Annotated in this window: 26 protein-coding genes; 15 read left to right on the top strand and 11 right to left on the bottom strand. The window is 73.6% G+C overall.

Annotated elements, in window-relative coordinates; all coding sequences use genetic code 11:
• Positions 1-6 precede the first annotated feature (6 nt).
• Complete coding sequence (locus tag AB0I67_RS10605; RefSeq protein ID WP_357920904.1) at positions 7-681, bottom strand: alpha/beta hydrolase; 675 nt, start codon at positions 679-681, stop codon at positions 7-9.
• A 114-nt stretch (positions 682-795) separates the two neighbouring features.
• Here AB0I67_RS10605 and arcC point away from each other — a divergent pair, with 114 nt between their 5' ends.
• Positions 796-1,716, top strand: coding sequence for a carbamate kinase (gene arcC, locus AB0I67_RS10600; RefSeq protein ID WP_357920901.1), 921 nt, complete (start codon positions 796-798; stop codon positions 1,714-1,716).
• Positions 1,700-2,809: a ring-opening amidohydrolase gene (locus tag AB0I67_RS10595; protein ID WP_357920898.1), complete on the top strand. Its 1,110-nt coding sequence runs from the start codon at positions 1,700-1,702 to the stop codon at positions 2,807-2,809. Before arcC ends, AB0I67_RS10595 begins: the two co-directional genes overlap by 17 nt.
• Positions 2,810-2,934: 125 nt before the next feature.
• Here the strand turns inward: AB0I67_RS10595 and AB0I67_RS10590 are convergent, their stop codons facing one another.
• The 3 genes from AB0I67_RS10590 to AB0I67_RS10580 all read right to left on the bottom strand — a co-directional run bounded on the left by AB0I67_RS10590 (position 2,935) and on the right by AB0I67_RS10580 (position 4,943).
• On the bottom strand, positions 2,935-3,312 hold the full coding sequence (locus AB0I67_RS10590) for a nuclear transport factor 2 family protein (protein WP_357920895.1): 378 nt from the start codon (positions 3,310-3,312) through the stop codon (positions 2,935-2,937).
• Positions 3,313-3,321: 9 nt separating this feature from the next.
• Entirely contained in the window at positions 3,322-3,582 is a 261-nt protein-coding gene (locus AB0I67_RS10585; RefSeq protein ID WP_357922146.1) for a DUF3303 family protein, read from the bottom strand.
• 164 nt (positions 3,583-3,746) lie between these two features.
• Positions 3,747-4,943 carry an ROK family protein gene (locus tag AB0I67_RS10580; RefSeq protein ID WP_357920892.1) on the bottom strand — a complete coding sequence of 399 codons (1,197 nt, stop codon included), beginning with the start codon at positions 4,941-4,943 and terminating at the stop codon, positions 3,747-3,749.
• 104 nt (positions 4,944-5,047) lie between these two features.
• Here AB0I67_RS10580 and AB0I67_RS10575 point away from each other — a divergent pair, with 104 nt between their 5' ends.
• On the top strand, positions 5,048-6,220 hold the full coding sequence (locus AB0I67_RS10575; RefSeq protein ID WP_357920889.1) for an MFS transporter: 1,173 nt from the start codon (positions 5,048-5,050) through the stop codon (positions 6,218-6,220).
• Here the strand turns inward: AB0I67_RS10575 and AB0I67_RS10570 are convergent.
• Positions 6,217-6,651, bottom strand: a complete 435-nt coding sequence (locus tag AB0I67_RS10570; RefSeq protein ID WP_357920886.1) for a DUF1579 family protein — start codon at positions 6,649-6,651, stop codon at positions 6,217-6,219. The two genes, AB0I67_RS10575 and AB0I67_RS10570, sit on opposite strands and share 4 nt — an antisense overlap.
• Positions 6,652-6,730: 79 nt before the next feature.
• On the opposite strand from AB0I67_RS10570, the gene AB0I67_RS10565 reads away from it, so the two are divergent.
• Positions 6,731-7,468 carry a metalloregulator ArsR/SmtB family transcription factor gene (locus AB0I67_RS10565; RefSeq protein WP_357920883.1) on the top strand — a complete coding sequence of 246 codons (738 nt, stop codon included), beginning with the start codon at positions 6,731-6,733 and terminating at the stop codon, positions 7,466-7,468.
• A 58-nt stretch (positions 7,469-7,526) separates the two neighbouring features.
• Here AB0I67_RS10565 and AB0I67_RS10560 read toward each other — a convergent pair whose 3' ends face one another.
• The gene (locus AB0I67_RS10560) at positions 7,527-7,970 is read right to left on the bottom strand and encodes an RpiB/LacA/LacB family sugar-phosphate isomerase (protein WP_357920880.1); all 444 of its coding nucleotides are present in this window, start codon (positions 7,968-7,970) and stop codon (positions 7,527-7,529) included.
• A gap of 32 nt (positions 7,971-8,002) precedes the next feature.
• Between AB0I67_RS10560 and AB0I67_RS10555 the strand changes: the two genes are divergently transcribed.
• Genes AB0I67_RS10555 through AB0I67_RS10525 form a run of 7 tightly spaced genes read left to right on the top strand, consistent with a single transcriptional unit; the run spans position 8,003 to position 13,204 of the window.
• Positions 8,003-8,575 (top strand): SseB family protein, encoded by a 573-nt coding sequence (locus AB0I67_RS10555; RefSeq protein ID WP_357920878.1) that lies wholly within the window; start codon positions 8,003-8,005, stop codon positions 8,573-8,575.
• Between the two features lie 20 nt (positions 8,576-8,595).
• Positions 8,596-9,243 (top strand): A24 family peptidase, encoded by a 648-nt coding sequence (locus AB0I67_RS10550; RefSeq protein WP_357920875.1) that lies wholly within the window; start codon positions 8,596-8,598, stop codon positions 9,241-9,243.
• Positions 9,244-9,287: 44 nt separating this feature from the next.
• Positions 9,288-10,469: a chorismate synthase gene (gene aroC, locus AB0I67_RS10545; RefSeq protein WP_357920872.1), complete on the top strand. Its 1,182-nt coding sequence runs from the start codon at positions 9,288-9,290 to the stop codon at positions 10,467-10,469.
• Complete coding sequence (locus AB0I67_RS10540; RefSeq protein WP_357922143.1) at positions 10,469-10,966, top strand: shikimate kinase; 498 nt, start codon at positions 10,469-10,471, stop codon at positions 10,964-10,966. The genes aroC and AB0I67_RS10540 overlap by 1 nt, the downstream gene beginning before the upstream one ends.
• Positions 10,963-12,033, top strand: coding sequence for a 3-dehydroquinate synthase (gene aroB / locus AB0I67_RS10535; protein WP_357920869.1), 1,071 nt, complete (start codon positions 10,963-10,965; stop codon positions 12,031-12,033). Before AB0I67_RS10540 ends, aroB begins: the two co-directional genes overlap by 4 nt.
• Entirely contained in the window at positions 12,030-12,446 is a 417-nt protein-coding gene (gene aroQ, locus AB0I67_RS10530) for a type II 3-dehydroquinate dehydratase (RefSeq protein ID WP_357920866.1), read from the top strand. Before aroB ends, aroQ begins: the two co-directional genes overlap by 4 nt.
• Positions 12,443-13,204 (top strand): SGNH/GDSL hydrolase family protein, encoded by a 762-nt coding sequence (locus tag AB0I67_RS10525; protein WP_357920863.1) that lies wholly within the window; start codon positions 12,443-12,445, stop codon positions 13,202-13,204. The genes aroQ and AB0I67_RS10525 overlap by 4 nt, the downstream gene beginning before the upstream one ends.
• Before the next feature lie 146 nt (positions 13,205-13,350).
• Here AB0I67_RS10525 and AB0I67_RS10520 read toward each other — a convergent pair whose 3' ends face one another.
• The 3 genes from AB0I67_RS10520 to AB0I67_RS10510 form a co-directional block, all read right to left on the bottom strand.
• On the bottom strand, positions 13,351-16,095 hold the full coding sequence (locus tag AB0I67_RS10520; RefSeq protein WP_357920860.1) for a BTAD domain-containing putative transcriptional regulator: 2,745 nt from the start codon (positions 16,093-16,095) through the stop codon (positions 13,351-13,353).
• Positions 16,096-16,203: 108 nt separating this feature from the next.
• Positions 16,204-16,635, bottom strand: coding sequence for a nitroreductase family deazaflavin-dependent oxidoreductase (locus AB0I67_RS10515; RefSeq protein WP_357920857.1), 432 nt, complete (start codon positions 16,633-16,635; stop codon positions 16,204-16,206).
• Positions 16,636-16,644: 9 nt separating this feature from the next.
• Positions 16,645-17,160, bottom strand: coding sequence for a hypothetical protein (locus tag AB0I67_RS10510; RefSeq protein WP_357920854.1), 516 nt, complete (start codon positions 17,158-17,160; stop codon positions 16,645-16,647).
• 100 nt (positions 17,161-17,260) lie between these two features.
• Between AB0I67_RS10510 and AB0I67_RS10505 the strand changes: the two genes are divergently transcribed.
• Positions 17,261-17,980 carry a DUF1707 domain-containing protein gene (locus tag AB0I67_RS10505; protein ID WP_357920851.1) on the top strand — a complete coding sequence of 240 codons (720 nt, stop codon included), beginning with the start codon at positions 17,261-17,263 and terminating at the stop codon, positions 17,978-17,980.
• A gap of 73 nt (positions 17,981-18,053) precedes the next feature.
• On the opposite strand, the gene AB0I67_RS10500 is transcribed toward AB0I67_RS10505, so the two are convergent.
• On the bottom strand, positions 18,054-20,039 hold the full coding sequence (locus AB0I67_RS10500) for an ATP-dependent DNA helicase (RefSeq protein WP_357920848.1): 1,986 nt from the start codon (positions 20,037-20,039) through the stop codon (positions 18,054-18,056).
• 213 nt (positions 20,040-20,252) lie between these two features.
• On the opposite strand from AB0I67_RS10500, the gene AB0I67_RS10495 reads away from it, so the two are divergent.
• The 3 genes from AB0I67_RS10495 to AB0I67_RS10485 all read left to right on the top strand — a co-directional run bounded on the left by AB0I67_RS10495 (position 20,253) and on the right by AB0I67_RS10485 (position 24,668).
• Complete coding sequence (locus AB0I67_RS10495; protein WP_357920845.1) at positions 20,253-21,689, top strand: hypothetical protein; 1,437 nt, start codon at positions 20,253-20,255, stop codon at positions 21,687-21,689.
• Positions 21,690-21,778: 89 nt separating this feature from the next.
• Positions 21,779-23,101: a CapA family protein gene (locus AB0I67_RS10490; protein WP_357920842.1), complete on the top strand. Its 1,323-nt coding sequence runs from the start codon at positions 21,779-21,781 to the stop codon at positions 23,099-23,101.
• Between the two features lie 34 nt (positions 23,102-23,135).
• Positions 23,136-24,668: a Na+/H+ antiporter gene (locus AB0I67_RS10485; protein WP_357920839.1), complete on the top strand. Its 1,533-nt coding sequence runs from the start codon at positions 23,136-23,138 to the stop codon at positions 24,666-24,668.
• Here AB0I67_RS10485 and AB0I67_RS10480 read toward each other — a convergent pair.
• On the bottom strand, positions 24,665-24,931 hold the full coding sequence (locus AB0I67_RS10480; RefSeq protein WP_357920837.1) for a UBP-type zinc finger domain-containing protein: 267 nt from the start codon (positions 24,929-24,931) through the stop codon (positions 24,665-24,667). The two genes, AB0I67_RS10485 and AB0I67_RS10480, sit on opposite strands and share 4 nt — an antisense overlap.
• Positions 24,932-25,032: the final 101 nt, after the last annotated feature.

Raw genomic sequence — 25,032 nt, 5'->3', positions numbered from 1 at the left:
TGCTCGCTAGGCGGGCAAGGCGGCCAAGAAGTCCGTCACCGCAGCCAGGAAGGCGGCCGGCTGGGTGAAGTGGACCAGATGACCGGCCTCGATGGTGACCAGGCGGGCGCCCGGGATGAGCTCGGCGGTGCGCGGGGCCGGGACGTGGCTGGTGGCGCCGCCGGAGACGACCAGGGTGGGTGCGGTGATGCGCTGCAGCCCGGGCGCCCAGGCGGGGTCGGGGGCGGTGAACTGGCGCTCGGTCTGGACGAGCATCTCGCGGTCGAAGTTCGGGTCGCCGGTGTCCTCCTCCAGCGGCGGGCGGGTCAGCGGCAACGGCGGCGGGGGGTCCTCCATGACGAGGGCGGAGACCCGCTCCGGGTGGGCGGCGGCCAGGTGGTAGGCGACCATGCCGCCCAGGGAGTGCCCGACGACGACCGCGCGCTCGATGCCCAGCGCGTCCAGGAAGGCCCGGACGTCCTCGGCCATCTCGGGCAGCGCGTAAGCGCCCGGCCGGGAGCTCTCCCCGTGACCTCGCAGGTCGAGCGTGTACACCCGGTAGGTGGCGGCGAGGTCGCGGACGATGCCGTTCCAGTCGTTCCGGTTGGCGCACCGCCCGTGCAGCAACACCATCGGCGGCGCGTCCGCCGCGCCCAGCGCCCGATAGGCCAGGGTCACCCCGCCGGCCGAAATGTTGGTCACCGCGCCCGCCTCCGCTCTCCGTGAGATCCGCCCGTCAGCATAGGACGAAGAATCGGCCCGGACTGGGCAGAGATTGCCCATGAACGCCGCCCGCCGCCTGGATAGCGTCACAGCGTGGGTGAACGGCTCCTCATCGCGCTCGGCGGCAACGCCATGACCGCCCCGGACGGCACCGCCTCCCCGGCCGACCAGCAGGCCGCGGTCGAGCAGGCCATGCGGCACGTGCGCGGCTTCATCGACGCCGGGCACCAGGTGATCCTCACCCACGGCAACGGCCCCCAGGTCGGCAACCTGCTGCTGAAGAACCAGCTCGCCGCCGAGACGGTGCCGCCGGTGCCGCTCGACTGGTGCGGCGCCCAGACGCAGGCCACCATCGGCACGCTCATCCTCAACGCGCTCGGCGGGCGCACCGCCACCGTCGTCACCCGCACCCTGGTCGACGCCGGCGACCCCGGGTTCGCCGACCCGGTCAAGCCGATCGGCCGCTACTTCACCGAGGCCGAGGCCCGGCGCTTCGAGAAGCTGGGTCAGAGCTGGCGGCGGTTCGAACGCGGCTGGCGGCGCGTGGTCGCCTCGCCCGAACCGCTGGAGATCCTCGACGCCCCCGCCGCGGTCGCGCTCATGGAGGCCGGCTTCACCGTCGTCGCCGCCGGGGGCGGGGGAGTGCCCGTGGTACGGCGGGGCGGCTCGCCGGTCGGCGTCGAGGCGGTCGTCGACAAGGACCTCGCCGCCGCCCGCCTGGCACGGGACGTCGGGGCGACCGTACTGATCATCGCCACCGACGTGCCCAACGCGGTCATCGGGTACGGCGGGCCGGACCCCAGGCCGATCGGCCGGATCAGCGCCCAGGAGTTGCGCGTGTTGCACGCCGCCGGGCACTTCGCGGGCGGCAGCATGGGCCCGAAGGTCGAGGCGGCGCTGCGCTTCGTGACCGGAGGCGGCACCCGGGCGATCATCGTCGCCCTGCGCGACCTCGCGGACGCATTGTCGGGAACTGTAGGAACGAGAGTGGAGAACGATGCCGGATCCCATTGAAGTGCGCAAAGTCATGATCGATAGCGTCACCGACGCCTCCGGGCTCGAACGCCTCATCGAGGACGGCGTGATCGAGGCGCACCGGGTGCTCGCGGTGATCGGCAAGACCGAGGGCAACGGGGGAGTCAACGACTACACCCGGATCCTGGCCGACATGGCCTTCCGCGGCGTGCTCGCCCGCCACGGCCACCCCGCCCCGGACAGCGTGCCGCTGGTGTGGTCCGGCGGCACCGATGGCGTGCTCAGCCCGCACGCCACCGTCTTCGCCACCGTCGACCCGGCCGCCGTCGAGGCCGCGGGGTACGCCACCGACGAGCCGCGGCTGTCGGTCGGCGTGGCGATGAGCGACGTGATCCTGCCCGAGGACATCGGCCGCCCGGCCATGGTCTCCAAGGTCGCCGCCGGGGTGCTGGAGGCCATGAAGGTCGCCGGCATCGAGGACCCGGCCGACGTGCACTACGTCCAGACCAAGACGCCGCTGCTCACCCTCGCCACCATCGCCGACGCGCGCAGCCGCGGCAAGGAGACGGTGATCGAGGACACCGGGCCGTCCATGGACCTGTCGAACGCGACCACCGCCCTCGGCATCGCGGTCGCGCTCGGCGAGATCGAGATGCCGGCCGAGGAGCAGATCTTCCGCGACCTGTCCCTGTACAGCAGCGTCGCCTCCTGCTCCTCCGGCGTCGAGCTCGACCGGGCGCAGATCGTGCTGGTCGGCAACGTGCGGGGCATCGGAGGGCGCTACCGGATCGGGCACTCGGTGATGAAGGACGCGCTCGACGCCGACGGCATCTGGGCGGCCATCCGCTCGGCCGGCCTCGACCTGCCCGAACGGCCGCACTCCAGCGATCTGGGCGGGCGGCTGGTCAACGTCTTCCTCAAGTGCGAGGCCGACCCCTCGGGGCACGTGCGCGGGCGGCGCAACATCATGCTCGACGACTCCGACGTGCACTGGCACCGGCAGATCAAGGCCGCGGTGGGCGGGGTCACGGCCTCGGTCACCGGTGACCCCGCGGTCTTCGTCTCCGTCGCCGCCGTCCACCAGGGCCCGTCGGGCGGCGGCCCGGTCGCGGCCATCGCCGACCTGGGCTGAGCCCCACCCGACCGGGCCGGGACCCGAAAAGGCCCCGGCCCCGTCGTCCTCGGGCTCAGGAGGGTCGGGCGGCTTCCTTCGTCCTCCGGCTCAGGAGGGTCGGACGGCTTTCTTCGGGCTTCGGCTCAGGTGAGCGGGCCGGCGAACACCACGATCTCGTCGATGTCCCCCTCGGCGGTGACGTGCACCACGTCCATCCCCTGCAGCAGGGTGCGCCCCTCGCCGTCCTCGTACCGCCAGCCGTAGCGTGCCCACTCCTCCGGCGCGTCCACCCGGGTGGCGCGGACCATGCGGCACGGGCCGGACGGATGCGCCTGCATCACCTCGGTGATGAAGTCCTCGACCGCCTTACGTCCCACGCCGCGACCCAGCGGCCCCCAGAACACGACGTCGGCCGACAGCGCCAGGCTCAGCAAGGTCGCGCGCCGGTCGGCGTCCGCGGCGTTGGCGGCGGCTATGAAGGCGTCGATGGCACGGACGTGCGCAGAATCGTGATCCGTCACGGCCCGAGCCTAGCCACCGAGGACCCGGGCGGCGGCCTCGGCCGAGCCGGTCACCGGGACGATCTCGAAGTCGACCAGGTCGCTCCAGGCGGCCACCCAGGTGTCCAGCAGGGCCGGGTCGTCGGTCTCCATGAGCTGGTAGCAGCGGTCCAGCCGGTCGGCCGCCACCCAGCTGTCCAGGTAGACCAGGCCCGGCGGCAACATCCGGCCGCGGTCGGCGGCCCGTTCGTAGACGGGGCGCGCACCGTGCGGGAACGTCTCGATGACCATGTAACGCACGCCTGGCAGCCTAGTTCCCCGCAGCCCACCCCGGGCGGCCCAACCACAGCCCCAGCCATCCGGGCGGGCCAGCCGAAGTCCCAGCCCTCCGGGCGGGCCAACTAAAGCCGCAGCCGTCCGGGCGGGCCAGCCGAAGTGGTGACTGCCCGGGTGGGTCAGCCGAAGACCTCGTCGCGGACGCGGTCCAAGGCGGTCAGGACGGCGCCTTCGAGGATGGCGTTGCCCTCCACGGTGCTGGCCCGCACCTGGGTAGGCGGCGGGTAGAGCTCGGCCAGCCGCCCCTGCACCAGCTCGGCCAGTCCCGCCCCACGCTCCCGGCCGGTGGCGCCGCCGAGCACGATCAGCCCGGGGTCGACGACCGCGGCGAGCGAGAACGCCCCGTGCACCACGCACTCGGCCAGGGCCGCGTCGGCGAGCCCGGCCCCGACGCTCTCCTGGACCAGGCAGCAGATCGGCTCGCCGCCGACCTCGATGAGGCCGACCTCGCCCGCGCCGCCCGAGGCGCCACGCCGCAGCCGCCCGTCCAGGACGAGCGCCGCGCCCACGCCGTCGTCGAGCCACAGCAGGGCGAAGTCGTCGTGCCCGGCCCCGGCGCCGAGGCGGTGCTCGGCGATGGCGGCGAGGTTGACCTCGTTCTCCATCGCCACGCGGGTCGCGGCCGGGTCGGTGAGCAGGCCGGACAGGCTCCGCCGTACCGCGTCGAGCAGGTCGGGACGCCAGCCGGGCAGGCCCTCGATGGTGGACAGGCCGGTGTGCGGGTGGACCACGCCGGGCGCGCCGATCACCACGTGGTGCAGCGGCCGGCCCTGCGCGGCCCGCGCCACCGCGGCGGCGAGCAGCCCGGGCAGGTCCACCTCGGGTGGAGAGCCGGGCGGGGAAACAGAGGCCGAGTCGGGCGGGAAGACGGAGGCGGAGCCGGGCGGGAAGACAGAGGCGGAGCCGGGCGATGAAACAGGGGCCGGGCCTGGCGGGGAAAGAGGGGCCGGGCCTGGCAGGGGGACGGAGGCCGGGCCGGGCAGGGGGATGGAGGCCGAGCCGAGGACCTGGCCGGTGATGTCGGCGACGGTGGCGTGGACGGCGTTCCGCCGCAGGTCCACCCCCGCGACGTAGGCGCGCGCCGCGACCAGGCCGTAGACCCGCGCGTTCGGCCCGCGCCGCTCCTCGCCGCGCTCGCCGGTGACCTCGATGAGCCCCTCGCCCTGCAGCCGCTCGATGAGGTCGGAGACGGTCGGGCGCGACAGACCGGTCAGGTCCCGGAGCTGGGGAGCGGTCAACGGCCCCCGGGTCAGGAAGAGGTCGAGCGCGAGCCGGTCGTTGATGGCCCTGGCCAGGGCGGGGGTGGCGGTCCTCACGCCAGCCATAGTAGTCAGCCACGTTCCGTCAGGCCATGGTATTCATCAGGAAACCTTCCTGATAGCTCTTTTCATCAGGAAGGCTACCTGTTAATTTCACTCCCATGAGCTTCCACCGATCGATCGCCTTCGTCTTCGCGCTGCACGGCGCCGCCGCCGGAAGTCTGGCCACCCGCATCCCCTGGCTCCAGGAGCGTCTCGACCTGGGGGCGGGCGTGCTCGGGCTGATCCTGTTGTGTCCCGCCGTGGGGGCGTTCATCGGCATGCCCACCGCCGGCCACCTGGCCCACCGCTTCAGCGGCCGGACCACCACGCGGGTCCTGCTCGCGTTCTGGTGCGCGGTGCTGGCCCTGCCCGCGCTGGCCCCCTCGGTGCCGGTCCTGTTCGTGATCTTCTTGCTGTACGGCGTCGCCGCCGGCATGTGCGACGTGGTGATGAACGCCGAAGGGGTGGCCCTGGAGCGACACCTCGGCAAGCCGATCGTCTCCGGCCTGCACGGCATGTGGTCGGTCGGCAGCCTGGTGGCCGGCGCCGCGGGCGTGCTGGCGGCGCACCTGGAGGTCGACGCCCGGCTGCACCTGGGCGGGCTGGCCCTGGTGCTGGTGGTCGTCGGGGTGTTCGCCGGACGCGGCCTGATGCCGGCCGGTCCCGAGGCCGCCGCCGCGCCGGCCCCCCGCCGCTTCGCCCTGCCCACCAAGGCGATCCTGGCGATCGGCGTGGTCGGCTTCTGCGGCACCTTCGCCGAGGGCGCCAGCTCCAACTGGGCCGCGGTGTACATGACCGAGGTGACCGGCGCGGGACCGGGCCTCGCGGCGGCGGCCTACACCGTCTTCATGCTCTTCATGGCCGGCACGCGCCTGGCCGGCGACACGCTGGTGCGGAGGATGGGCGCGGTGGCGGTCGCCAGGAGCGGCGGCGCGCTGGCGGCCCTCGGCGGCCTGCTCGTCGCCACCGGAGCCTCGCAGGCGGTCTGCGTGGCCGGGTTCGCGCTGCTCGGGCTGGGGCTGGCGACGGTCGTGCCGCTGGTCTTCGCGACCGCCGGGCACATCGGCCGGACCCCCGGCGAGGGCATCGCGGGCGTCGCGACGATCACCTACCTGTCCGGGCTGACCGCGCCGGCGGTCACCGGCATGGTCGCCGACGGGGTGTCCTACCAGGCGGCCTTCGGGCTGATCGCGGTGATGGCCCTGCTCGTGGTCGTGCGGGCCGGCGCCCTGCGGCACCGCCCGTCCGGGCGTCCGGCGGCCGTCGCGGAGCCGGTGCTGGCGAAGGGCTAGGACTCCCTGGTGAAGGTCATGTCCATCCAGGGTTCCCAGGCCGAGCCGTCCTCGGTGCGCTCCCAGGCGGCGGCCATCGCCGAGCCGTCGGCGGCGAGGGTGAGGGTGGCCCGCTCGGCCGGGCCGGCGAAGGCCCAGACGCCGTCGGCGTCCACGCTGGCGGTCATGGTGGTGAAGGCGCCCTGGTTGTCGAAGGCGCGCATGGGATAGGTCCCGGTCGCCGGGTCGTAGGGGCCGATCAGCTCCAGGACCGCGACGGGCTCCCCGCCCATCACGACGTCGGCGCGGTGGACGAGGAAGTGCTCGCCGGCCAGCCACTCGTAATGGTCGGTTCCGCTGATCGCAGCCGCCGGGCCGCTGACGGTCCTGCCCGCCGTACGCCAGTGGCCGACCAGGGCGTCCAGGCGGCGGTTCTCCGGATGAGGTGCCATGGGCGTGCTCCCTATGTAAGATGTTGCTTAACAACTTACATACTGCCTCGACGGGACGGCGAAGGGAAGCGGTGACCGGATGGACGACGCGCTGCGCGCGGTGGCCGACCCCACCCGGCGTGCCATCCTCCTGCTGGTGCGCGACGGCGAGGTCTCCGCGGGGGAGATCGCCGGCCGTTTCCCCGGGATGAGCCGCCCGGCGGTCTCCCAGCACCTGCGCACGCTGGTCGCCGCCGGTCTGGTGGAGATGCGCCGGGCGGGAAACCGGCGCTTCTACCGGCTGCGGCCCGAGGGCCTGGCCGACGCGGTGAGCTTCGTGGACGGCATGTGGTCGGCCGCGCTGGGCCGGCTGCGCCAGGCCGCCGAGCAGGAGGCCGAGCAGGAGGCCGAGCGGGAGGAACGGGAGGGCGGCGTCGTGACCGAGCAGCGGGTGCGCATCCAGGCCCGGCCGGAGACGGTCTGGCGGTTCCTCGTCGACCCGGCCCGGCTGGCGGCCTGGTGGGGCGAGGCCGAGGTGGACGCCCGGCCCGGAGGGGACCTGCGGGTGGCCATGGAGGGCGGGCCGCGGCCGGTGATGCGCGGGCAGTTCGTGGAGTTGGTGCCGTACGAGCGGCTGGTGTTCACCTTCGGGTGGGAGCCCACGCCTGGAGCGCCCGATCTGGCGCCCGGCGCGTCCCAGGTGGAGATCACCTTGGTCGCGGAGGACGGGGGCACCACGCTGACCCTGCGGCACACCGGGCTGCCCGCCGTCCTGGAGGGGGAGACCGGGGCGGGGTGGGCGCACCTGCTGCGGCGGCTCGGCTCAGCGGCGCGCTGAAGGCCGGTGGAGGCCGATGGAGGCCGATGGAGGCCGGTCGCGCGGAGAAGGCCGGAGGTCAGCCGCGCTGGATGTCGGTGAGGTGACCGATGTTGGCCACGTCGGCCGGGTCGGCGCTCGGCTCGGCGGCGAACCACGCGTCGAGGATCTCGCGCAGCACGACCTCGGAGGTGAGCCGCAGGCTGAGCGCGAGCGCGTTCGCGTCGTTCCAGCGGCGGGCGCCGCGCGCGGTCTCGGCGTCGGTGCACAGCGCAGCCCGCACCCCGGCCACCTTGTTGGCCGCGATGCTCGCCCCGGTGCCGGTCCAGCAGCACACCACCGCCTGCTCGGCCCGCCCCTCGGCGACCGCGCGCGCCGCGGCCTCCGCCGCCCACGCCCAGTCGGCCCGCGCCCCCGGGTCGAGCGCGCCGTGCACGGCCACCTCGTGCCCCCGCGCGCGCAGCTCGGCCACCACCTTCTCCGCCACGCCGTCCAGGCTGTCGGCGGCCACCGCGATCCGCATACCAGCCATTATCAGCGGTAGCCTCGATGGTCGTGCCGAGCATTCCGCAACCTCTCGTCCCAGGTGACGACGGCAGCGCCGACGCCGCCCTCACCGCCGCCCTCGCCGCCCACGCCGCCGGGACGGCCGACGCCACCGCCGTGCTGACCGCGCTCGGCGAGGCGCGGCTGCTGGTGCCGGTGGTCGCCCTGCTGACCTCGTCCGAGGTCGGGCCCAACGGGCTCAAGCAGGAGAAGGAGAGCGAGATGGCGCTCCCCAAGCTGGTCGGCCAGGACGGGCGGGAGGCGGTGCTGGCCTTCACCGGCGCCGAGGCCCTGGCCCGCTGGCGGCCGGACGCCCGGCCGATCCAGGCCACCGCGCTCCAGGTCTGCCAGGCCGCCGCGCACGAGGGCGCCGCGGCGGTGGTCATCGACGTCGCGGGGCCGAGGCCGTTCGTCATCGAGGGCACCATGCTGGAGGTCATGGCGGCGGTGGAGTCCGGGACGGTCGACCAGCTCGACTCCGTCACCGTCGCCCGCGTCACGGAGGCCCCGCCCAAGCCGGAGGCCCCGCCCAAGCCGGAGGGCCGCAGGTGGTTCGGCCGGCTTCGCCGGTCCGGCTCGTGAGGCTCGGCTAGGGTCGGGCCGTGCTCGTCCTCCTCTGCGGCGTGCTCGGCTTCCTGGCCGGGGTGTACGTCCGCGCCGCCGCCGGGGCCTTCGAGGCCGACCCGCCCGACACCAAGGCCGAGGCCCGGCGGGCGCTGGCGGCGCTGCGCCGGTGGCCGGTGCCGGCCCGGGTCCCGGTCGTCGAACTGCTCACCGGGGCGGTGTGCGCGCTGGTGGCGTGGCGGGCGGCTCCGCCGTACCTGCCGGGGTTGCTGTTCGCGGGGCTGCTCGGCACCCTGCTCGCGGTGGTCGACTGGCGCACCTTCCGGCTGCCTGACGTGCTCACCCTGCCCGCCTACCCGATCCTGGCCCTGCTGCTGATCCCGACCGGCGAGCTGCTCCGCGCCCTGCTGGGCGCGCTCGCGCTCGGGCTGCTGTACGGCGTGCTGTGGTTCGTCCGCCCGGCGGCGATGGGCCTGGGCGACGTGAAGCTGGCCGGCCTGATCGGGCTGGCGACGGCGGCGCTCGGCTGGCAGAGCTGGGCCGTCGCCGCGGTCGGCGGCCAGGTGCTGGGCGCCTGCTACGCCGTCGGCCTGCTCCTGGCCAGGAAGGCCGACCGGTCCACCGAGTTCCCCTTCGGCCCCTTCATGCTCCTGGGCGGCCTGGCGGCCATCTGTCTCATCCAGTGACCGCAGGGACGGTGCACCTGGCCGGATCTGGAAGACTTGACGGCATGTTGCGCTGGTTGACCGCCGGAGAGTCCCACGGCCCCGAACTCGTCGCGATCCTGGAAGGCCTCCCCGCAGGGGTAGAGGTCACCACGGCGGCGATCGACGAGGCGCTGCGCCGCCGCAGGCTCGGCTACGGCCGCGGCGCGCGGATGAAGTTCGAGGAGGACAAGGTCTCCATCGTCGGCGGCGTACGGCACGGCCGCTCGATGGGCAGCCCGGTGGCCGTCCGCGTGGGCAACACCGAGTGGCCCAAGTGGGAGAAGGTCATGGCGGCCGACCCGGTCGACCCGGCCGAGCTGGAGGGCATGGCGCGCAACGCGCCCCGCTCCCGCCCGCGTCCCGGCCACGCCGATCTGGCCGGCATGCAGAAGTACGGCTTCGACGACGCCCGCAACGTCCTCGACCGCGCCAGCGCCCGCGAGACCGCGGCGCGCGTCGCGCTCGGCGAGGTCGCCCGGCGCTTCCTCAAGCAGGCGCTCGGCGTCGAGATCCTCAGCCACGTCGTCTCCATCGGCGGCACCCGCACGCCCGCCGAGGCCCTGCCGCTCCCGGCCGACCTGGCCCGCATCGACGACGACCCGGTGCGCTGCTTCGACGCCGCCGGCAGCGCGGCCATGGTCGAGACGATCGACAAGGCGCACAAGGACGGCGACACGCTCGGCGGCGTCGTCGAGGTGCTGGCCTACGGCCTGCCGCCCGGCCTGGGCAGCTACACGCACTGGGACCGCAGGCTCGACGCCCGGCTGGCCGCCGCGCTGATGGGCATCCAGGCGATCAAGGGCGTCGGCGTCGGCGACGGCTTCGAGACCGCCGACCGGCCCGGCTCCCGCGCCCACGACGAGATCGAGTACACCACCGCCGACGGCGTCAAGCGCATCACCAACCGCGCGGGCGGCGTCGAGGGCGGCATGAGCAACGGCGAGGTCCTGCGGGTCAGCGCCGCGATGAAGCCGATCTCCACCGTGCCGCGGGCGCTGGCCACCATCGACGTCAAGACCGGCGAGGCGGCCAAGGCCCACCACGAGCGCTCCGACGTCTGCGCGGTGCCGGCCGCGGGCATCGTCGCCGAGGCGATGGTCGCCCTGGTGCTGGCCGACGCGGCGCTGGAGAAGTTCGGCGGCGACTCGGTCGAGGAAGTCGCGCGCAACCTGTCCGGATACCTCTCTTCGATGGTGATCAAGTGATGAAGGCCGTCCTGATCGGCGCCCCCGGGTCGGGCAAGACCACCGTGGGCCGCCTGCTCGCCGCCAAGCTCGGCGTGGGCTTCCGCGACACCGACGCCGACGTCGAGGCGGTGGCGGGCAAACCGGTGAGCGACATCTTCGTCGAGGACGGCGAGGAGCGTTTCCGCGAGCTGGAGGCCGAGGCGGTCCGCCAGGCGCTGGCCGAGCACGACGGCGTGCTGTCGCTCGGCGGCGGCGCGGTGCTGCGCGAGGCGACCCAGGCCCTGCTCGACGGCCACCCCGTCGTCTACCTGCAGGTGGGGCTGTCCGACGCGGTCCAGCGGGTCGGCCTGGGTTCGGCCCGGCCGCTGCTGGTGCTCAACCCGCGCAGCCAGCTCAAGAAGCTGATGGAGGAGCGCCGCCCGATCTACGAGCGGCTGGCCGTGCTGACCGTGGCCACCGACGGGCGCGCCCCGCAGGAGCTGGCCGAGGAGATCGTGGAAGGGCTGGCCTCGTGAGCGCGACCCGGATCACCGTGCGCGGCGATCAGCCGTACGACGTGGTGGTCGGCACCGACGTGCTGGGCGAGCTGCCCTCGCTGGTCGGCGAGGGGGTGCGCACGGTGGCGGTGATCCACCCCGCGACCCTGCCCGAGATCACTCGCCCGGTCGTCGCGTCGCTGACCGAGGCGGGCTACGAGGTCGTCGCGCTGCCGGTGCCCGACGGCGAGGCGGCCAAGTCCGTCGAGGTCGCCGCCCAGCTCTGGTCGGCGCTCGGCCGCTACGGCATCACCCGCTCCGACGCGGTCGTGGGCGTGGGCGGCGGTGCGACCACCGACCTGGCCGGCTTCATCGCCGGCACCTGGCTGCGCGGCATCAAGGTCGTGCTCGTGCCGACCACGCTGCTGGCCATGGTCGACGCCGCGGTCGGCGGCAAGAACGGCATCGACACCCCCGAGGGCAAGAACCTCGTCGGCACCTTCCTGCCGCCCGCCGGCGTGCTCTGCGACCTGACCACGCTGACCTCGCTGCCCCGCGCCGACTACGTCGCCGGTCTCGCCGAGATCATCAAGGGCGGCTTCATCGCCGACCCGACCATCCTCATGCTGGTCGAGGACGACCCCGCCGCCGCCACCCGGCCCGAGGGCGAGCACACCCGGGAGCTGATCGAGCGCAAGATCCGCGTCAAGGCCGACGTGGTCGGCGCCGACCTGCGCGAGGCCGGGCTGCGCGAGATCCTCAACTACGGCCACACCCTCGCCCACGCCATCGAGCGGCACGAGGACTACCGCATGCGGCACGGCGAGGCCGTGGCGATCGGCATGGTCTACGCCGCCGAGCTGTCGCGCCTGTCCGGCCGCGCCGACCTGGTCGACCGCACCCGCGACATCCTCACCTCGGTCGGGCTGCCCACCTTCTACCGGCGCGACGCCTGGCCGGCGCTGCGCGACCACATGCGGCTCGACAAGAAGAACCGCGGCGCCAAGCAGCGCTTCGTCGTCCTCGACGACCTGGCCAAGCCGGCCCGGCTCGAAGGGCCGTCGGAGGAACTGCTGCAGGCGGCCTACTGGGAGGTCTCGCGATGAGGGTCCTGGTCCTGAACGGCCCCAACCTGCGCCGCCTCGGCACCCGCGAACCCGACGTCTACGGCGCCGACACCTATGATGACCTGGTGAAACTCTGCGAGCAGACCGGCGCGGAGCTCGGCTACGAGGTCGAGGTGCGCCAGACCGACGACGAGGCCACGATGATCGGGTGGCTGCACGAGGCCGCCGACGGGAAGATCCCGGTCGTCATCAACCCGGCCGCCTTCACCCACTACTCCTACGGCCTGCGCGACGCCGCCGCGCAGCGCACCGCGCCGCTGATCGAGGTGCACATCTCCAACCCGGCCACCCGGGAGGAGTTCCGTCACCTGTCGGTCGTCGCCGGCGTGGCCACCGGCACCATCGCCGGCTTCGGCCTCAACTCCTACGTGCTGGCACTGAAGGCGCTGTGAAGTTCGTCGCGCTGGGGGACAGCTTCACCGAGGGGCTCAACGACCCGGGCCCCGACGGGCACTTCCGCGGCTGGGCCGACCGCGTCGCCGAACGGCTGGCGCAGGTGCACCCCGACTTCGAGTACGCCAACCTCGCGGTGCGCGGCAAGCTGCTGGCGCAGATCGTCGAGGAGCAGGTGCCGCTGGCCGTCAAGATGCGGCCCGACCTGGTCAGCTTCTGCGCGGGCGGCAACGACCTGATGCGGCCGGGCAGCGACCCCGACCAGATGGCCAAGACGCTGGCCGGCGCGGTGCGCGAGCTGCGCGCCACCGGGGCCGAGGTGCTGCTGTTCACCGGGGTGGACGTGCGCGACACCCCGCTGATGCGCCGGATGCGCGGCAAGTTCGCGATCTTCTACCTGCACATCCGTTCCATCGCCGACCTGTACGGCTGCCGCGTGGTCGACCAGTGGTCGATGCAGGCCATCCGCGACTGGCGGGCCTGGAGCTCCGACCGGATCCACCTCAACGAGGAGGGGCACCGGCTGGTCGCCGCCAAGGTGCTCGACGTGCTCGGGGTGGCGGGGGAGGACACCTGGCGTTACTCCTGGCCGCCGCGTGACGACGTCGATCCGCGGGCGCGGCGCAAGGAGGACGCGCGGTGGGTGCGCGAGTTCCTGGTGCCGTGGATCTCGCGGCGGCTGCGGGGCACCTCGTCGGGGGACGGGCTCGACCCCAAGCGCCCCGGCCTCGGCCCCTGGCCCGGCGCGGGCTCATAGCGGGCTGACCGGCCCGCTCGTGGAGGGCGGGCCGGCCCGCGCATAGAGGGTTGGCCGGCCCGCTCATAGAGGATCCATATCGCCGGCCGCTACCGTGAGACACGGTGAACGGCCGGTGTGACCGGGGGTCCGGCGGTTCACCGGGCCTACATCCCGCGGCCGATCGGCCCGGGAGGGCCCGGACGCGGCTGGGCCAGGTGCGCCTCACCCTCGTCGGCGGTCATCAGGCCGCTGTCCACGAGGATCGCGACGCTCCCGGCCCAGGCCAGCCGGGCCTCGGGCTCGTCACCGAGTTCTGCCCGGGTGTCACCGAGCTGCCACTGGATGGCCGCCTCGGTGAGCTGGTCGCCATGGGTTCTGGCCAGGGCGAGCGCCTCATCGAGGCAGCCGAGCCCGAGCCGGGGTTCGCCGCGCATCCGGTACAGGTCGGCGAGGTTGGTGTAGGAGACGCCCTGCGCGCGGGTCAGGCGGAGTCCGCGCCGCAGGTCCAGCGCCTCCTGCGCCAGCACCAGGGCTCGGTCCAGGTCGCCCGTCCTGGCGTGCAGGATGCCGAGGTTGTCCAGCGCGTCGGCCAGGCCCTCGCCGTCGCCCGCTTCGCGGCGGATGGCGACGGCCTCGTCCATCGCCGCGATGGCGCGGTCAGGGCGGCCCATGCGCAGGTGTGCCATGGCCATGTTGCTGAGCGCCGACGCCTGGCGGGGGCGGTCGTCGAGCGCCTTCCACAACGCGGTCGCGCTCTCCACCTGCGCCACACCCTCGGCCAGGCGGCCGGTGATGAGCAGGGCCACGCCGTACATGTTGTGCGACTCGGCGAGCTGCTCGGTGTCGCCGGCGGCCCGGGCGGCGGCCACGCTCTCCCCGGCCAGCAGGGTCAGCTCGCGGATGCCGCCCCGGTGCAGGAGCACCCGGCCCAGCGTGCGGGCCAGGCGCACGCCGAGCGGGTACCAGCGCGGCTCGCGCAGCAGCTGCAGCGAGGCCGTGACCAGGTCGGGGGTCTCGGCGTCGAGCCAGGCGACGGCCTGCTCGGCGGTGGCGAGCGGCAGGCCGGGGTGGGTGGGCTCATGGCCTTCCAGGCCGGTGAGCTCGCCGGCCTGCATCGCGGCGTGCACGGTGATCGTGGTGGCGAAGTAGCAGTTCGCGCCCCGGTCGAGCAGCTCGTCGCGGTCGTCGAGGGCGGCGGCCAGCTCGCGGGCGTGCAGCAGGATCAGGTCGTGCGTGCCGTACCGCAGGGAGCCGGACCCGCCGGGGCCGAGCGGTTCGAGCAGCCCGGCGGCGGTCAGCCGGGCGAAACCGGACTCGGTCTCGCGGCCGAGCATCGCGCCGGCCAGCGCCGGGGTGAAGGTGTAGGCATCCAGCACGCCGAGCGCGGCGAACAGCCGGGCGTCCTCGGGGGCGAGCCGCTGCACGCTGAGCGCGAGCCCGGCCCGGACGGCGAGGTCGTCCTGCTGGAGCGCGTCGAGGCGGCGGCGCTCGTCGGCCAGCTTGACGATCAGATCGGCGGGCGCGGTGCCGGGGTCGGCGGCGAGCTGCGCGGCCACGATGCGCAACGCCAGCGGCAGGCCCCCGCACAGCCGGACCAGCTCCGCGCGCTCGGCGGGGGAGCCCGGCACCATCGCGGCGGCCTCCTCCTCGGCCAGCGGCGTGAGGCGCAGGTGCGTCGCGCCGTCGAGCGTGGAGAGCACGCCGCGGCTGGTCACCACGACCGCGCAGCCGGCCCCGGCGGGCAGCAGCGGCCGGACCTGCGCGCTGTCGAGCGCGTTGTCGAGGACCACCAGCACCCGCCGCCGGCTGGTCAGCGAGCGGAACCGGCCCGCCGCCTCGTCCGGGTTGTCCGGGACCTCGTCGGGCGGGACGCCGAACGAGCGCAGGAAGCGCCCGAGCACCTCCACCGGCTGCACCGGCTCCACGCCCGGCGTCGAACCGTGCAGGTTGACGTAGAGGTGGCCGTCCGGGAACTCGTGCGCGGCCAGATGGGCGGCCTTGACCGCCAGCGCCGACTTGCCCATCCCGCCCGCACCGGCGATGGCGGCGATGACCGCCCGGCCCTCGCCCAGCAGCGTGGCCAGCCGCTTGAGCTCCTCGGTCCGCCCGGTGAAGGCGGCCGGGTCGGCGGGCAGCTCCGACGGCACCGGGCCGCCCCTGTCGTCCCTGCGCGCCTGCAGGCCGGGGTCGTCGAGCAGGATCGCCTGGTGCAGCTCGCGCAGTTCCGTCCCCGGTTCGAGCCCCAGCTCCTCGGCGAGCAACTGGTGGCCGCTCCGGTAGAGCTCCAGCGCCTCGGCCCGGCGGCCGCAACGGTGCAGCGCCAGCATGAGCTGCGCTCGGGACCGCTCGCGCAGCGGGTGCTCGGCGACGAACGCCGCCAGCCGGTCGATCACCTCGGCGTGCCGGCCCAGCTCCAGCTCCAGCCCGGCCCACTCCTCGTGCACCGCCGGGCGCAGCTCCGACCAGCGTTCGGCCGCGTCGGTGACCCGGCCCAGGCCCTCCAGCACCGGCCCGCGCCAGAGCCCCAGCGCCTGTTCCAGCAGGGGCGCGCCCTGCTCGGGAGCCGAGCGGCGGGCGCGCGCGATCAGCTCCTCCGCCTCCCGCGCGTCGAGACTCGGCGCGAGCACGCGGTAGCCCGCGCCGACCGTCTCGATCAGCGCCGGATCGGCGCCGGCCAGTTTCAGCGCCCGGCGCAGCCCCGAGACCGCGATCGCCACCTGGCCCCTGGCCGACTGCGGCGGGTCGTCGCCCCACACCAGGTCGATCAGGCGCTCGACGGAGACCGCGTGGCCGTCGTTGAGCAGCAGGAGAGCCATGGTCGCGCGCGGGCGCGGGCCGCCCAGATGCACCGGCCGGCCGCCGGCGAGCACCTCGAGCGGGCCGAGGATGTTGAAGCGCACTGCGTTCACGAGGAGGGACCGGTTTCGGTGAGGGGGATTCGGCGGCGAACGGTCTGGTGAACGATCTGCCGCCGGCGAGTCCTGGCGGAGCCGCGCCGGCGGGTCTGGGCGGTCCGGTCAGCGGCGGGTGAGGATCACCACCGGGATGTCCCGGGTGGTCTTCCGCTGGTAGGACTCGTAGTTCGGGAAGATCTTCACCAGCCCCGGCCACAGCCGGGCCTTCTCCTCGGGCGTGGCCGTGCGGGCCGTCGCCTCGAACCGCTCGGCCTTCACCTGCACCTCCACCCTGGGGTCGGCCTCCAGGTTGAGGTACCACAGCGGGTGCGTCGGCGAGCCGCCCAGCGAGGCGACGATCACGTAGTCGTCCCCGTCCCTGCCGTAGATCAGCGCGGTACGGCGGCGCAGCCCGCTCTTGCGTCCCGTGGTGGTCAGCAGCAGCGTCGGCGCGCCGTGGAAGGAGTGGCCCTTGGCCCCGTCGCTCTCGACGTAGCTCTGGATGTGCTTGGCGACCCAGCCGGTCGGACTGTCGTGGATCTCCTCATCGGACATGGTCCGATCTTAGGCATCCGCAAGGTTCCTGCCCGCTGGAGCGAAACCTTGGAACAGTCCATAGACAAACAGCGCACGATATTTCCGGCTTTCATGGGAGAAATCCACCGCCCAGTGGTTCGGTGCCGCGCCCTCCCGCTGCTCCGCGCCCGGGAAACTCGCCACCACGTCCGCCACCACGCACGTCCACGGCACCAGCTCCGCGAACCCCACCCGCCTGACCTCGCCCGGCCGGACCAGCCACTGGTGCCACACCCCGCCGCCCGGTCCCGCCACCGCCTCGAACTCCAGCTCCGGCCAGTACGGCAGGCGCCACCTGGCCACCTTGCAGCTCAACGCCCCGAACTCCGCCGTCCCCTCCGACACCGGACTCCCCAGCACCGCGCGCAACCCCCGCAGCCCTCGGGGCGCCCGGGCCGAGTACGCCATCTTCGTCCACTGCGTCTGCGCCGCCCGCACCTCCGCCGCCGAGGCGTGCAGTTCCTTCAGCGCCTCCTCCACCCGTGGGGCGTTCACGTCACGCATGCGATGCATCAGGACCAGTTGGAACTGGCGTGGGCCGAAAGTCACGCCTCACAGTCTCGCCCATCGTCTTGGCCGGGGTGCCCGATCTAGGGTGACACCCATGCCCGATCCCACCCCTCACCCTCACCCCCCGCCTTCTCCCGCCGGTTCCCAGCCACCCGACCCGGCCGCCCCCGGGCCGGCCGCCTCGTCCGCGGCTCATGAGACCGAGTCCCACCAGGGTGCCCCTCACCGGGACGAGTCCTCCCACGAGGTCGAGATCTCCCCTGGAGTCCGGGCCGGGGACGCCGACCGGGAAGAGGCGGCCGACCGGCTGCGGGCCGCCGTGGAGGAGGGCCGGATCAGCGTGGACGAACTGGTCGCCCGAGTGGACCGCGTCTACACCGCCCGCACGATCGCCGAGCTGAGCGACCTCCTCGCCGACCTCCCGACCGGCGAGCCACCGTCCACCACCCCGCAGAGGGACTCCGTCCTGGAGCTCACCCGCGGCAAGCTGGTCCGCGACGGCCGCTGGACCGTCCCACCCCTGATCAAGGTCGGGATCGGCGGCACCGGCAAGGTCCGGCTCGACTTCACCGCCGCCGACTGCCGCCACCGCGAGATCGTGGTGGACCTGGAGGTGCGGTCGTGGTTCAACGACGTCACCATCCTCGTGCCGCGGGGCTGGCAGGTGCGGGCCGAGGAGGTGCGCCGCCAAGCCCTCGGCGCCGTCTTCAACCGCCCCCCGATCCCCCTGGCCCCGGACGGCGTGGTGGTGCACCTGACCGGCTACGTCCGGGCGGGCGACATCTGGATCAAATACCGCCGCCCCCGCCCCTGACCGATGCGCGTGTCCAACCCGCCTCCGGCCGCCCGGCGGTCTCCCCCTGAGTCGGCGGGCAGCCCCGGGTGGGTTAACCGGCGAGGCGTTTGAGGGCGGCGCGGGGGATGGCGGGGTCGGTGGTGCGCCAGAAGGGGGGCAGCGAGTTGAGCAAGAACCCGCTGTACCGGGCGGTGGCCAGCCTCGGGTCGAGGACGGCGACGACGCCCTTGTCGTCCTGGGAGCGGATGAGCCGGCCGACCCCCTGCGCGAGGAACAGCGCGGCGTGGTTGGCGGCGACGGCCATGAAGCCGTTGCCGCCCCGCGCGGCGACGTGCCGCTGGCGGGCCGAGGTGAGCGGGTCGTCAGGCCGGGGGAAGGGCACGCGGTCGATGATGACCAGCCGGAGCGAGGGCCCGGGCACGTCCACGCCCTGCCACAGCGACAGGGTGCCGAACAGGCAGGTGGGCTCGTCCTCGGCGAACTGCCGGACCAGGAGCATCGTCGAGTCGTCACCCTGGCACAGCAGCGGGACGTCGAGCCGGTCACGGAGCGCCTCGGTGGCGGCCTTGGCGGCCCGCATGGAGGAGAAGAGCCCGAGGGTACGCCCCCCGGCGGCCTGGATCAGCTCGGTGATCTCATCGAGGTAGGCCTCGGGCAGCCCGTCGCGGCCGGGCTGGGGGAGGTGCTTGGCGACGTACAGGATGCCGGCGCGGGGGTGGTCGAAGGGCGAGCCGACGTCGATGCCCTGCCATTCGCCGTCGCCCAGCCCCCACTGGCGGGCCAGGCCGTCGAAGGTGCCGCCGAGGGCGAGGGTGGCCGAGGTGAGGACGACGGTACGGTCGCCGAAGAGCTTGTCGCGCAACATGCCGCCGACGCCGAGCGGGGCGACGCGCAGGATGGGCGGGCGGCGGTCGGTGCCGGCCTCCAGCCAGACGACCTCCGCCCGGTCGACCTCGGACTCGTGGCCGAAGGCGTCGAGCATGCGCACGGCGGTGTCGTGGACCTCGTCGAGGGCGGCGAAGGCCATCTTGCGCTGGCCGCCCTTCTCCGGGTCGTCCTTGTCGGCGTTGCGCGAGCCCATGGCGGTGATGCAAGCGTGGGCGGAGTCACGGACCAGGGCGAGCGTCAGGCCGAGGACCTGGGGCAGCTCGTCGATGCGGCCGTCGGGCGCGGCGGCCAGGAGCGCCTTGAGGTCTTCCCCGGCCTCCTGGAGGCGGTCGGCGACCGGCTGTTCGATGAGCCGGCCTGCTCGCCGTACGGCAAGGAAGACGGAGTTCTCGGAGAGCTCGTCGGTGACGACGGAGGTGACGCGGTCGACGAGCTCGTGGGCCTCGTCTACGACGACCACGTCGTGCTCGGGGAGGATGGACATCTCCTCCATGGCGTCGATGGCCAGCAGCGCGTGGTTGGTGACCACGACGTCGACCTCGCCGGCGCGGGCCTTGGCGGCCTCGGCGAAGCACTCGGCGGCGCTGGGACAGCGGGAGGAGCCCAGGCACTCGCGGGCGCTGACCGAGAACTGCCGCCAGGCGGACTCGTTGACGCCCGGGACGAGCTCGTCACGGTCGCCGGTCTCGGTCTCCTCGGCCCACTCCTGGATGCGCTGGACCATCCGGCCGGTGGCGCTGACCTCGCGCGGGTCGAAGAGCTGGTCCTGCTCCTCTTCCTCCGGCCAGCCGGCGGTGAGCTTGTAGCGGCACAGGTAGTTGCGGCGGCCCTTGAGGATCGCGAAGGTCGGCTCGTGCGGCAGCTCCTTGGCGAGCGTCTCGGCCAGCCGGGGCAGGTCGCGGTCGACGAGCTGGCGCTGGAGCGCGATGGTGGCGGTGGAGATCACCACGGTGGTGTCGGACTCCATCGCGTGCCGGATCGCGGGCACCAGGTAGGCCAGCGACTTGCCGGTGCCGGTGCCGGCCTGCACGGCCAGATGCTCTTCCTTGTCGATCGCATGCTGGACGGCACGCGTCATGGTCACCTGACCAGGTCTCTCGCTTCCGCCCAGCGAGCTGACGGCGGCCTTGAGAAGTTCTTCGACTGGGGGAAGGAGGGAGTCCGGCACGGGAGTAAACGGTACCCGCATCCGGGGGGCGGACCGGCTCGCATTGTGGATAACTTCCCGTGGCGAGGCATGCGCATCCCGGCGTTCCAGAGCCCGTCCGACGGCTCGCGTGGCACACTGGCGACGTCCGGAGGTCAAGAAAGATCTTTCTTGGGGTCCGGGTGAGGCCCGGTTTTGCTGGGGTTTCCGTGGCTGAGTGGACGAATACGGGTTGGTTACTCAAAAATGTCCAACATGTCGGAAGTTGTGCCGCTGCCGTCGTTCGGCGAAGTGTTCTTCGATGCCCGAGGCCAGGAGCGGTGCCTCCGGGTCACCTGGCACGAGGGCACCCTCGTGCTCAGTCTGTGGCGAGGGGAGATGTGCACCGCCAGCTTCCGCATGCCCATGGACGATGTCGGACGCCTTCTCGACACCCTCGACGACGGGCTGGCCGAGCTCCAGGGCGAGCAGGCGGCGCCCGCCGAAGCCCCCGTGATCCCCGGGACCGGCCAGTACAACCGGCCCCCCGACCCCTTCCCCGGCGTGCAGCCGGTGGCCGACGAGCGGCCGACGGCGACGATGTCGCCCTCGGACGTCCTGGTCGCGCGCGGCACCCCGCCGCCGCCCCCGGACAAGCTCGTCGCCTCCTTCGGCGAGAGCACCGGGCCGGGCGGGTATCCCGCCGGGTCGGGGTACGCCGAGCCGATGGCGGCCTCGTCGTCCGGTGACCCCGTCTACCAGCTTCCGGGCGAGTCGCCGCAGCCGCAGTACCGCACGGACGCGCTCGGGCTGCCCATCGCCGAGCCGTACTCGCCGCCGCCCATGGACGGCGGATACGGCCAGCAGCCCCGCTACCAGCAGGACCCCTTCGCCCAGCAGCCGTCCGACCCGTTCGCCCAGCAGCCGTCCGACCCCTACGGGCAGGCGCAGCCGGACCCGTTCGGTCAGCCGCACTCCGACCCGTTCGCGCAGCAGGACCGGCAGGGGCAGGCCGATCCGTTCGGCCGGCAGCAGGACCCGTTCGGACAGCAGGACCCCTTCGCGCCCGCCACGCAGCCGTCCTACTCCGGCCAGCCTGCCCACCAGGGCCAGGGCCAGGGGCAGGGCCAGGGCCAGCAGTACGGCGAGGCGCCCGTGGCCCCGCCCGCGCCGGGCCTCGGCACGCCCATGCACGGCATCCCCGGCGCCGGCCGCCGCCGCCAGCACCCCGGCACCAGCAGCGGCACCGGCGGCGCCGGGGCAGCGGGTGGCACTGGCGGCACCGGTGGGTTCGGCGGTGGCGGCGCCGGCGGGGGACCGCAGACCGGCCCGATGTCCGGGCACCCGCTCCAGACCGGCCCCCAGCCGGCCGTCTCCCCGCACCACGGCCAGCAGCACGGCCAGCAGCACGGCCAGCAGCACGGCCAGCACCCCCAGCAGCACGGTGGCCAGCACAACGGCCAGCCCGGCGCCCAGCACGGCCAGCAGTTGGGCGGGCAGAGCAACGGGCAGCCCCACGGCGCCCAGCACCCTCACCAGCACAACGGGCAGCCGCACCAGGCTCAGCCGAGCCCGCTCGACCCGCTGCTGGCGCTCAGCACCCCGCAGCCCGACCCGCAGCAGCCCATCTCCCGCCCCTACATCCCGGACGAGATGTTCGTCACCGGCGAGCGGCTCCGTCCCGACCAGCAGTACGACGACCGCACCTGGTAAACCGCACCTGGCGACCGCACCTGGCGAGCGCACCTGGTGGCCGCCTGGGGATGTTCGCGGGGAGCGCGCCGAGCGCGTAACCTGCGTCCGTGCGTAAGGATCTTGCGCGCCTCGCCCTCGCGGCGGTGGCGTGCGCCCCCGCCTGCCTGGCGCCCGCCACCGCCCCGCCGCCCGACCGCCTCCGAGCAGCAAGTGTCCCTGCCTCCGTCCAGGCCGCCCCCCGCCCGCCCATCCCGGCACACGACAGGCCCATCCCGGCGCGGGTGCGCACGATGGCCGCCCTGCCGTCCATCACCGGACACCCGGCCGTGCCCACGATCCGGCTCCAGGCGATCGCCCCAGGACCCGCCGCCCCGCCAAGACCCGGCAACCCGGCCGACCCCCACCTGGCCGCTCCGGACAGTGCCGGGACCCACCCGGCCGCTCCGGACGATGCCGGGAGCCATGCGGCCGGCCCCCGCCCCGAGTCGTTCACCGTCGTCGCGACCGGCGACATCCTGCTCCACCGCCCCCTGATCCTCCAGGCCCGGCACGACGGCGGTGGCGAGCTCGACTTCCTGCCGATGTTCCGAGGCGTACGCAAGCAGGTAGCCGCCGCCGACCTGGCCCTGTGCCACCTGGAGACCCCGCTGGCGCCCAGACGCGGCCCGTACACCGGCTACCCGCTGTTCAGCGCCCCACCCCAGGTGCTGACCGCCCTGGTCCGGGTCGGATACGACGGCTGCTCGACCGCCTCCAACCACACCCTGGACCAGGGCGAGCCCGGCGTCCGCCGCACGCTGCAGGCCCTGGACCGGGCCGGCCTGGCCCACACCGGCTCCGCCCGAAACGCCCGCGAATCCCGAAAAAACGTGATCTACGATGTAAAGGGGGTGCGCGTGGCCCACCTGTCCTACACCTACGGCACCAACGGCATCCCGGTCCCGAAAGGCCGCCCCTGGCTGGTCAACGACAGCCTGGACCCCGCCCGCATCACCGCCGCCGCCCGCCGCGCCAAGGCCAGGGGCGCCGACGTGGTGATCGTGAGCCTGCACTGGGGCGAGGAGTACCAGCACGCCCCCAGCGCCCAGCAGCGCGCCGTCGCCAAGGCCGTGCTCGCCTCGCCCGCCGTGGACCTGATCGTCGGCCACCACGCCCACGTCGTCCAGCCGTTCGACCGCATCCGCGGCAAATGGGTGGCCTACGGGCTGGGCAACCAGGTCGCCAACCCCTCCGCCAACCTGGCCGCGACCCACGAGGGCGTCCTGGCCCGGTTCCGCTTCGAGCGAACCGGGGATGGCTGGCGGGCCCGTCCCGCGTTCGTGCCCACGAAAATCGTGGCGGGGCCGCCGATCCGGTTGCGGCCGGCCGTACTCCCGGGTGTGGCCGAGGTGGTTCGCTCGCTGGGGGAGCGGGTCCCGATCCTGAAATGAAGCAGATCCGTCCTGAGGAGTGCGTGTGGACCCGATGACCGGCCTTCGCCTGCTGTTGCTGGCCGGCGGCGCCCTGGCGGTGGCCGGGCTGGCCAGGCGCAAGGGCTGGCCCGCGCCGCTGCTGCTCGTGCTGGCCGGCCTGCTGGCCTCGCCCCTGGCGCCGACCGAGTTCAAGCTCCAGCCGGAGCTGGTGCTGCTGGTCTTCCTGCCGCCGCTGCTCTACTCGGCCGCCTGGGACGCCTCCTACCTGCGCCTGCGCGACGTGACCCGGCCGGTGGCGCTGCTGTCGGTGGGCCTGGTGCTGTTCACCATGACCGCGGTCGGCCTCACCGTGCACTGGATGATCCCGAACGTCTCGATGGCCGCCGCCTTCGTGCTGGGCGCGATCATCGCCCCGCCGGACGCGGTCGCCGCGGTCGCCGTCGGCCGCCGGCTCGGCCTGCCGCGCAAGGCGCTGACCATCCTGGTCGGGGAGAGCCTGTTCAACGACGCCACCGCGCTGACCGCGTTCCGGGTGGCGCTGGGCGCGGTCACCGGCACCGGGTTCGAGCTGCTCGACGCGACCGGCGAGTTCCTCTACTCGGCCGCGGTCGGCGCGGCGATCGGCGTCGGCCTGGCCCTGGTGTTCGGCTGGGTGATGGAGCGGCTGCGCGACGCGCTGGTGGAGAACACGGTGATGTTGCTCATCCCGTTCGCCTCCTACCTGGCCGCCGAGATCGTGCACGCCTCGGGCGTCATCTCGGTCGTGATCGTCGGCCTGTACCTGGGCAACCGCATGCACCGCATGGGGTTCGGCACCCGGCTGGTGGCCGACGGGGTGTGGAAGCTGCTCGACTTCTTCCTGGAGACGATCGTCTTCGCGCTGATCGGCCTGCAGTTGATCACCGTGCTGCCCAAGGACTACTCCGCGGGCCAGCTCACGCTCTACGCGGTCGTGGTCTTCCTGGTGACCGTGCTGGCGCGGTTCGTGTGGGTCTTCATCTTCGGCAACCTGACGCGCCAGCGCCCGCCCGCCTCGCACATCGTGCTGGTCGGCTGGGCGGGCATGCGCGGGGTGGTCTCACTGGCCGCGGCCTTCGTGGTGATCGAGATGCCGGGCATGAGCCTGGTCGCCTTTCTGACCTTCACCACGGTGATCGGCACCCTGCTGGTGCAGGGGCTGACCTTCCCGATGCTGATCCGCCGGCTGCGCGTCTCCAGCACCGAGGAGGAGTTCCAGGACACCCTCGCCGAGGCGGCGGCCAAGCAGGAGGCGCTGGCCGCCGGGCTGGCCGCGCTGGAGCGCGCCGCGCCCGGGGAACCGGACGAGATCACCCAGGACGTGCTCGACCAGCTCCGGACCAAGACCGAGCGCCGGGCGCTGACCGCCTGGGAGCGGCTGGGCGGCGGCACCGGCCAGGACGGCTCGGAGACGCCCAGCGCCATCTACCGGCGCCTGCGCCAGGAGATGCTGCTGGCCGAGCGTGAGGTCTTCGTCCGGCTGCGCGACCAGCGCCGCATCGACGACGAGGTGTTGCGCAAGGTGATGGCCGAGCTCGACTTCGAGGAGGCCATCCTGGAGCGCTAGCCGACCTGGTTGTCCACGAAGCACCACCGCCACGACTCGCCCGGCTCGAACGACTGCATCACCGGGTGGCCGTCGGCCTGGAAGTGCTTGGAGGCGTGCTTGTTCGGCGAGGAGTCGCAGCAGCCGATGTGCCCGCAGTCCAGGCAGCGGCGCAGGTGCACCCAGCGTGAACCGGAGGCCAGGCACTCCTCGCAGCCCTCGGGCGTGCGCGCGGGCGGGCCGTCGACCTTGGAAAGCTTGGAAAGATGCTCGCAAGTTGTCATGCGTAGAAGATTACGACCAGAGCTAGATTCCAATTCGGTCGCGCCTATTGATCGAGCGCTTGGTGGCGTGGAACCTGCTCCTACGGGGGAGTGACGCAGGC

It is taken from the genome of Nonomuraea sp. NPDC050310 (assembly GCF_040655795.1).
Classification (GTDB): Bacteria; Actinomycetota; Actinomycetes; order Streptosporangiales; family Streptosporangiaceae; genus Nonomuraea.
This window is presented reverse-complemented; position numbering and strand designations above follow the sequence as displayed.

Coding starts and splice junctions, on each gene's coding strand:
- AB0I67_RS10560 (WP_357920880.1), bottom strand. CDS start 7,970: ATGCGGATCGCGGTGGCCGCCGACAGCCTGGACGGCGTGGCGGAGAAG.
- AB0I67_RS10480 (WP_357920837.1), bottom strand. CDS start 24,931: ATGACAACTTGCGAGCATCTTTCCAAGCTTTCCAAGGTCGACGGCCCG.
- AB0I67_RS10585 (WP_357922146.1), bottom strand. CDS start 3,582: ATGGTCATCGAGACGTTCCCGCACGGTGCGCGCCCCGTCTACGAACGG.
- aroC (WP_357920872.1), top strand. CDS start 9,288: ATGTTGCGCTGGTTGACCGCCGGAGAGTCCCACGGCCCCGAACTCGTC.
- AB0I67_RS10570 (WP_357920886.1), bottom strand. CDS start 6,651: ATGGCACCTCATCCGGAGAACCGCCGCCTGGACGCCCTGGTCGGCCAC.
- AB0I67_RS10495 (WP_357920845.1), top strand. CDS start 20,253: ATGTCGGAAGTTGTGCCGCTGCCGTCGTTCGGCGAAGTGTTCTTCGAT.
- AB0I67_RS10505 (WP_357920851.1), top strand. CDS start 17,261: ATGCCCGATCCCACCCCTCACCCTCACCCCCCGCCTTCTCCCGCCGGT.
- AB0I67_RS10540 (WP_357922143.1), top strand. CDS start 10,469: ATGAAGGCCGTCCTGATCGGCGCCCCCGGGTCGGGCAAGACCACCGTG.
- aroQ (WP_357920866.1), top strand. CDS start 12,030: ATGAGGGTCCTGGTCCTGAACGGCCCCAACCTGCGCCGCCTCGGCACC.
- AB0I67_RS10485 (WP_357920839.1), top strand. CDS start 23,136: ATGACCGGCCTTCGCCTGCTGTTGCTGGCCGGCGGCGCCCTGGCGGTG.
- AB0I67_RS10515 (WP_357920857.1), bottom strand. CDS start 16,635: ATGTCCGATGAGGAGATCCACGACAGTCCGACCGGCTGGGTCGCCAAG.
- AB0I67_RS10565 (WP_357920883.1), top strand. CDS start 6,731: ATGGACGACGCGCTGCGCGCGGTGGCCGACCCCACCCGGCGTGCCATC.
- AB0I67_RS10510 (WP_357920854.1), bottom strand. CDS start 17,160: ATGCGTGACGTGAACGCCCCACGGGTGGAGGAGGCGCTGAAGGAACTG.
- AB0I67_RS10500 (WP_357920848.1), bottom strand. CDS start 20,039: ATGCGGGTACCGTTTACTCCCGTGCCGGACTCCCTCCTTCCCCCAGTC.
- AB0I67_RS10595 (WP_357920898.1), top strand. CDS start 1,700: ATGCCGGATCCCATTGAAGTGCGCAAAGTCATGATCGATAGCGTCACC.
- AB0I67_RS10575 (WP_357920889.1), top strand. CDS start 5,048: ATGAGCTTCCACCGATCGATCGCCTTCGTCTTCGCGCTGCACGGCGCC.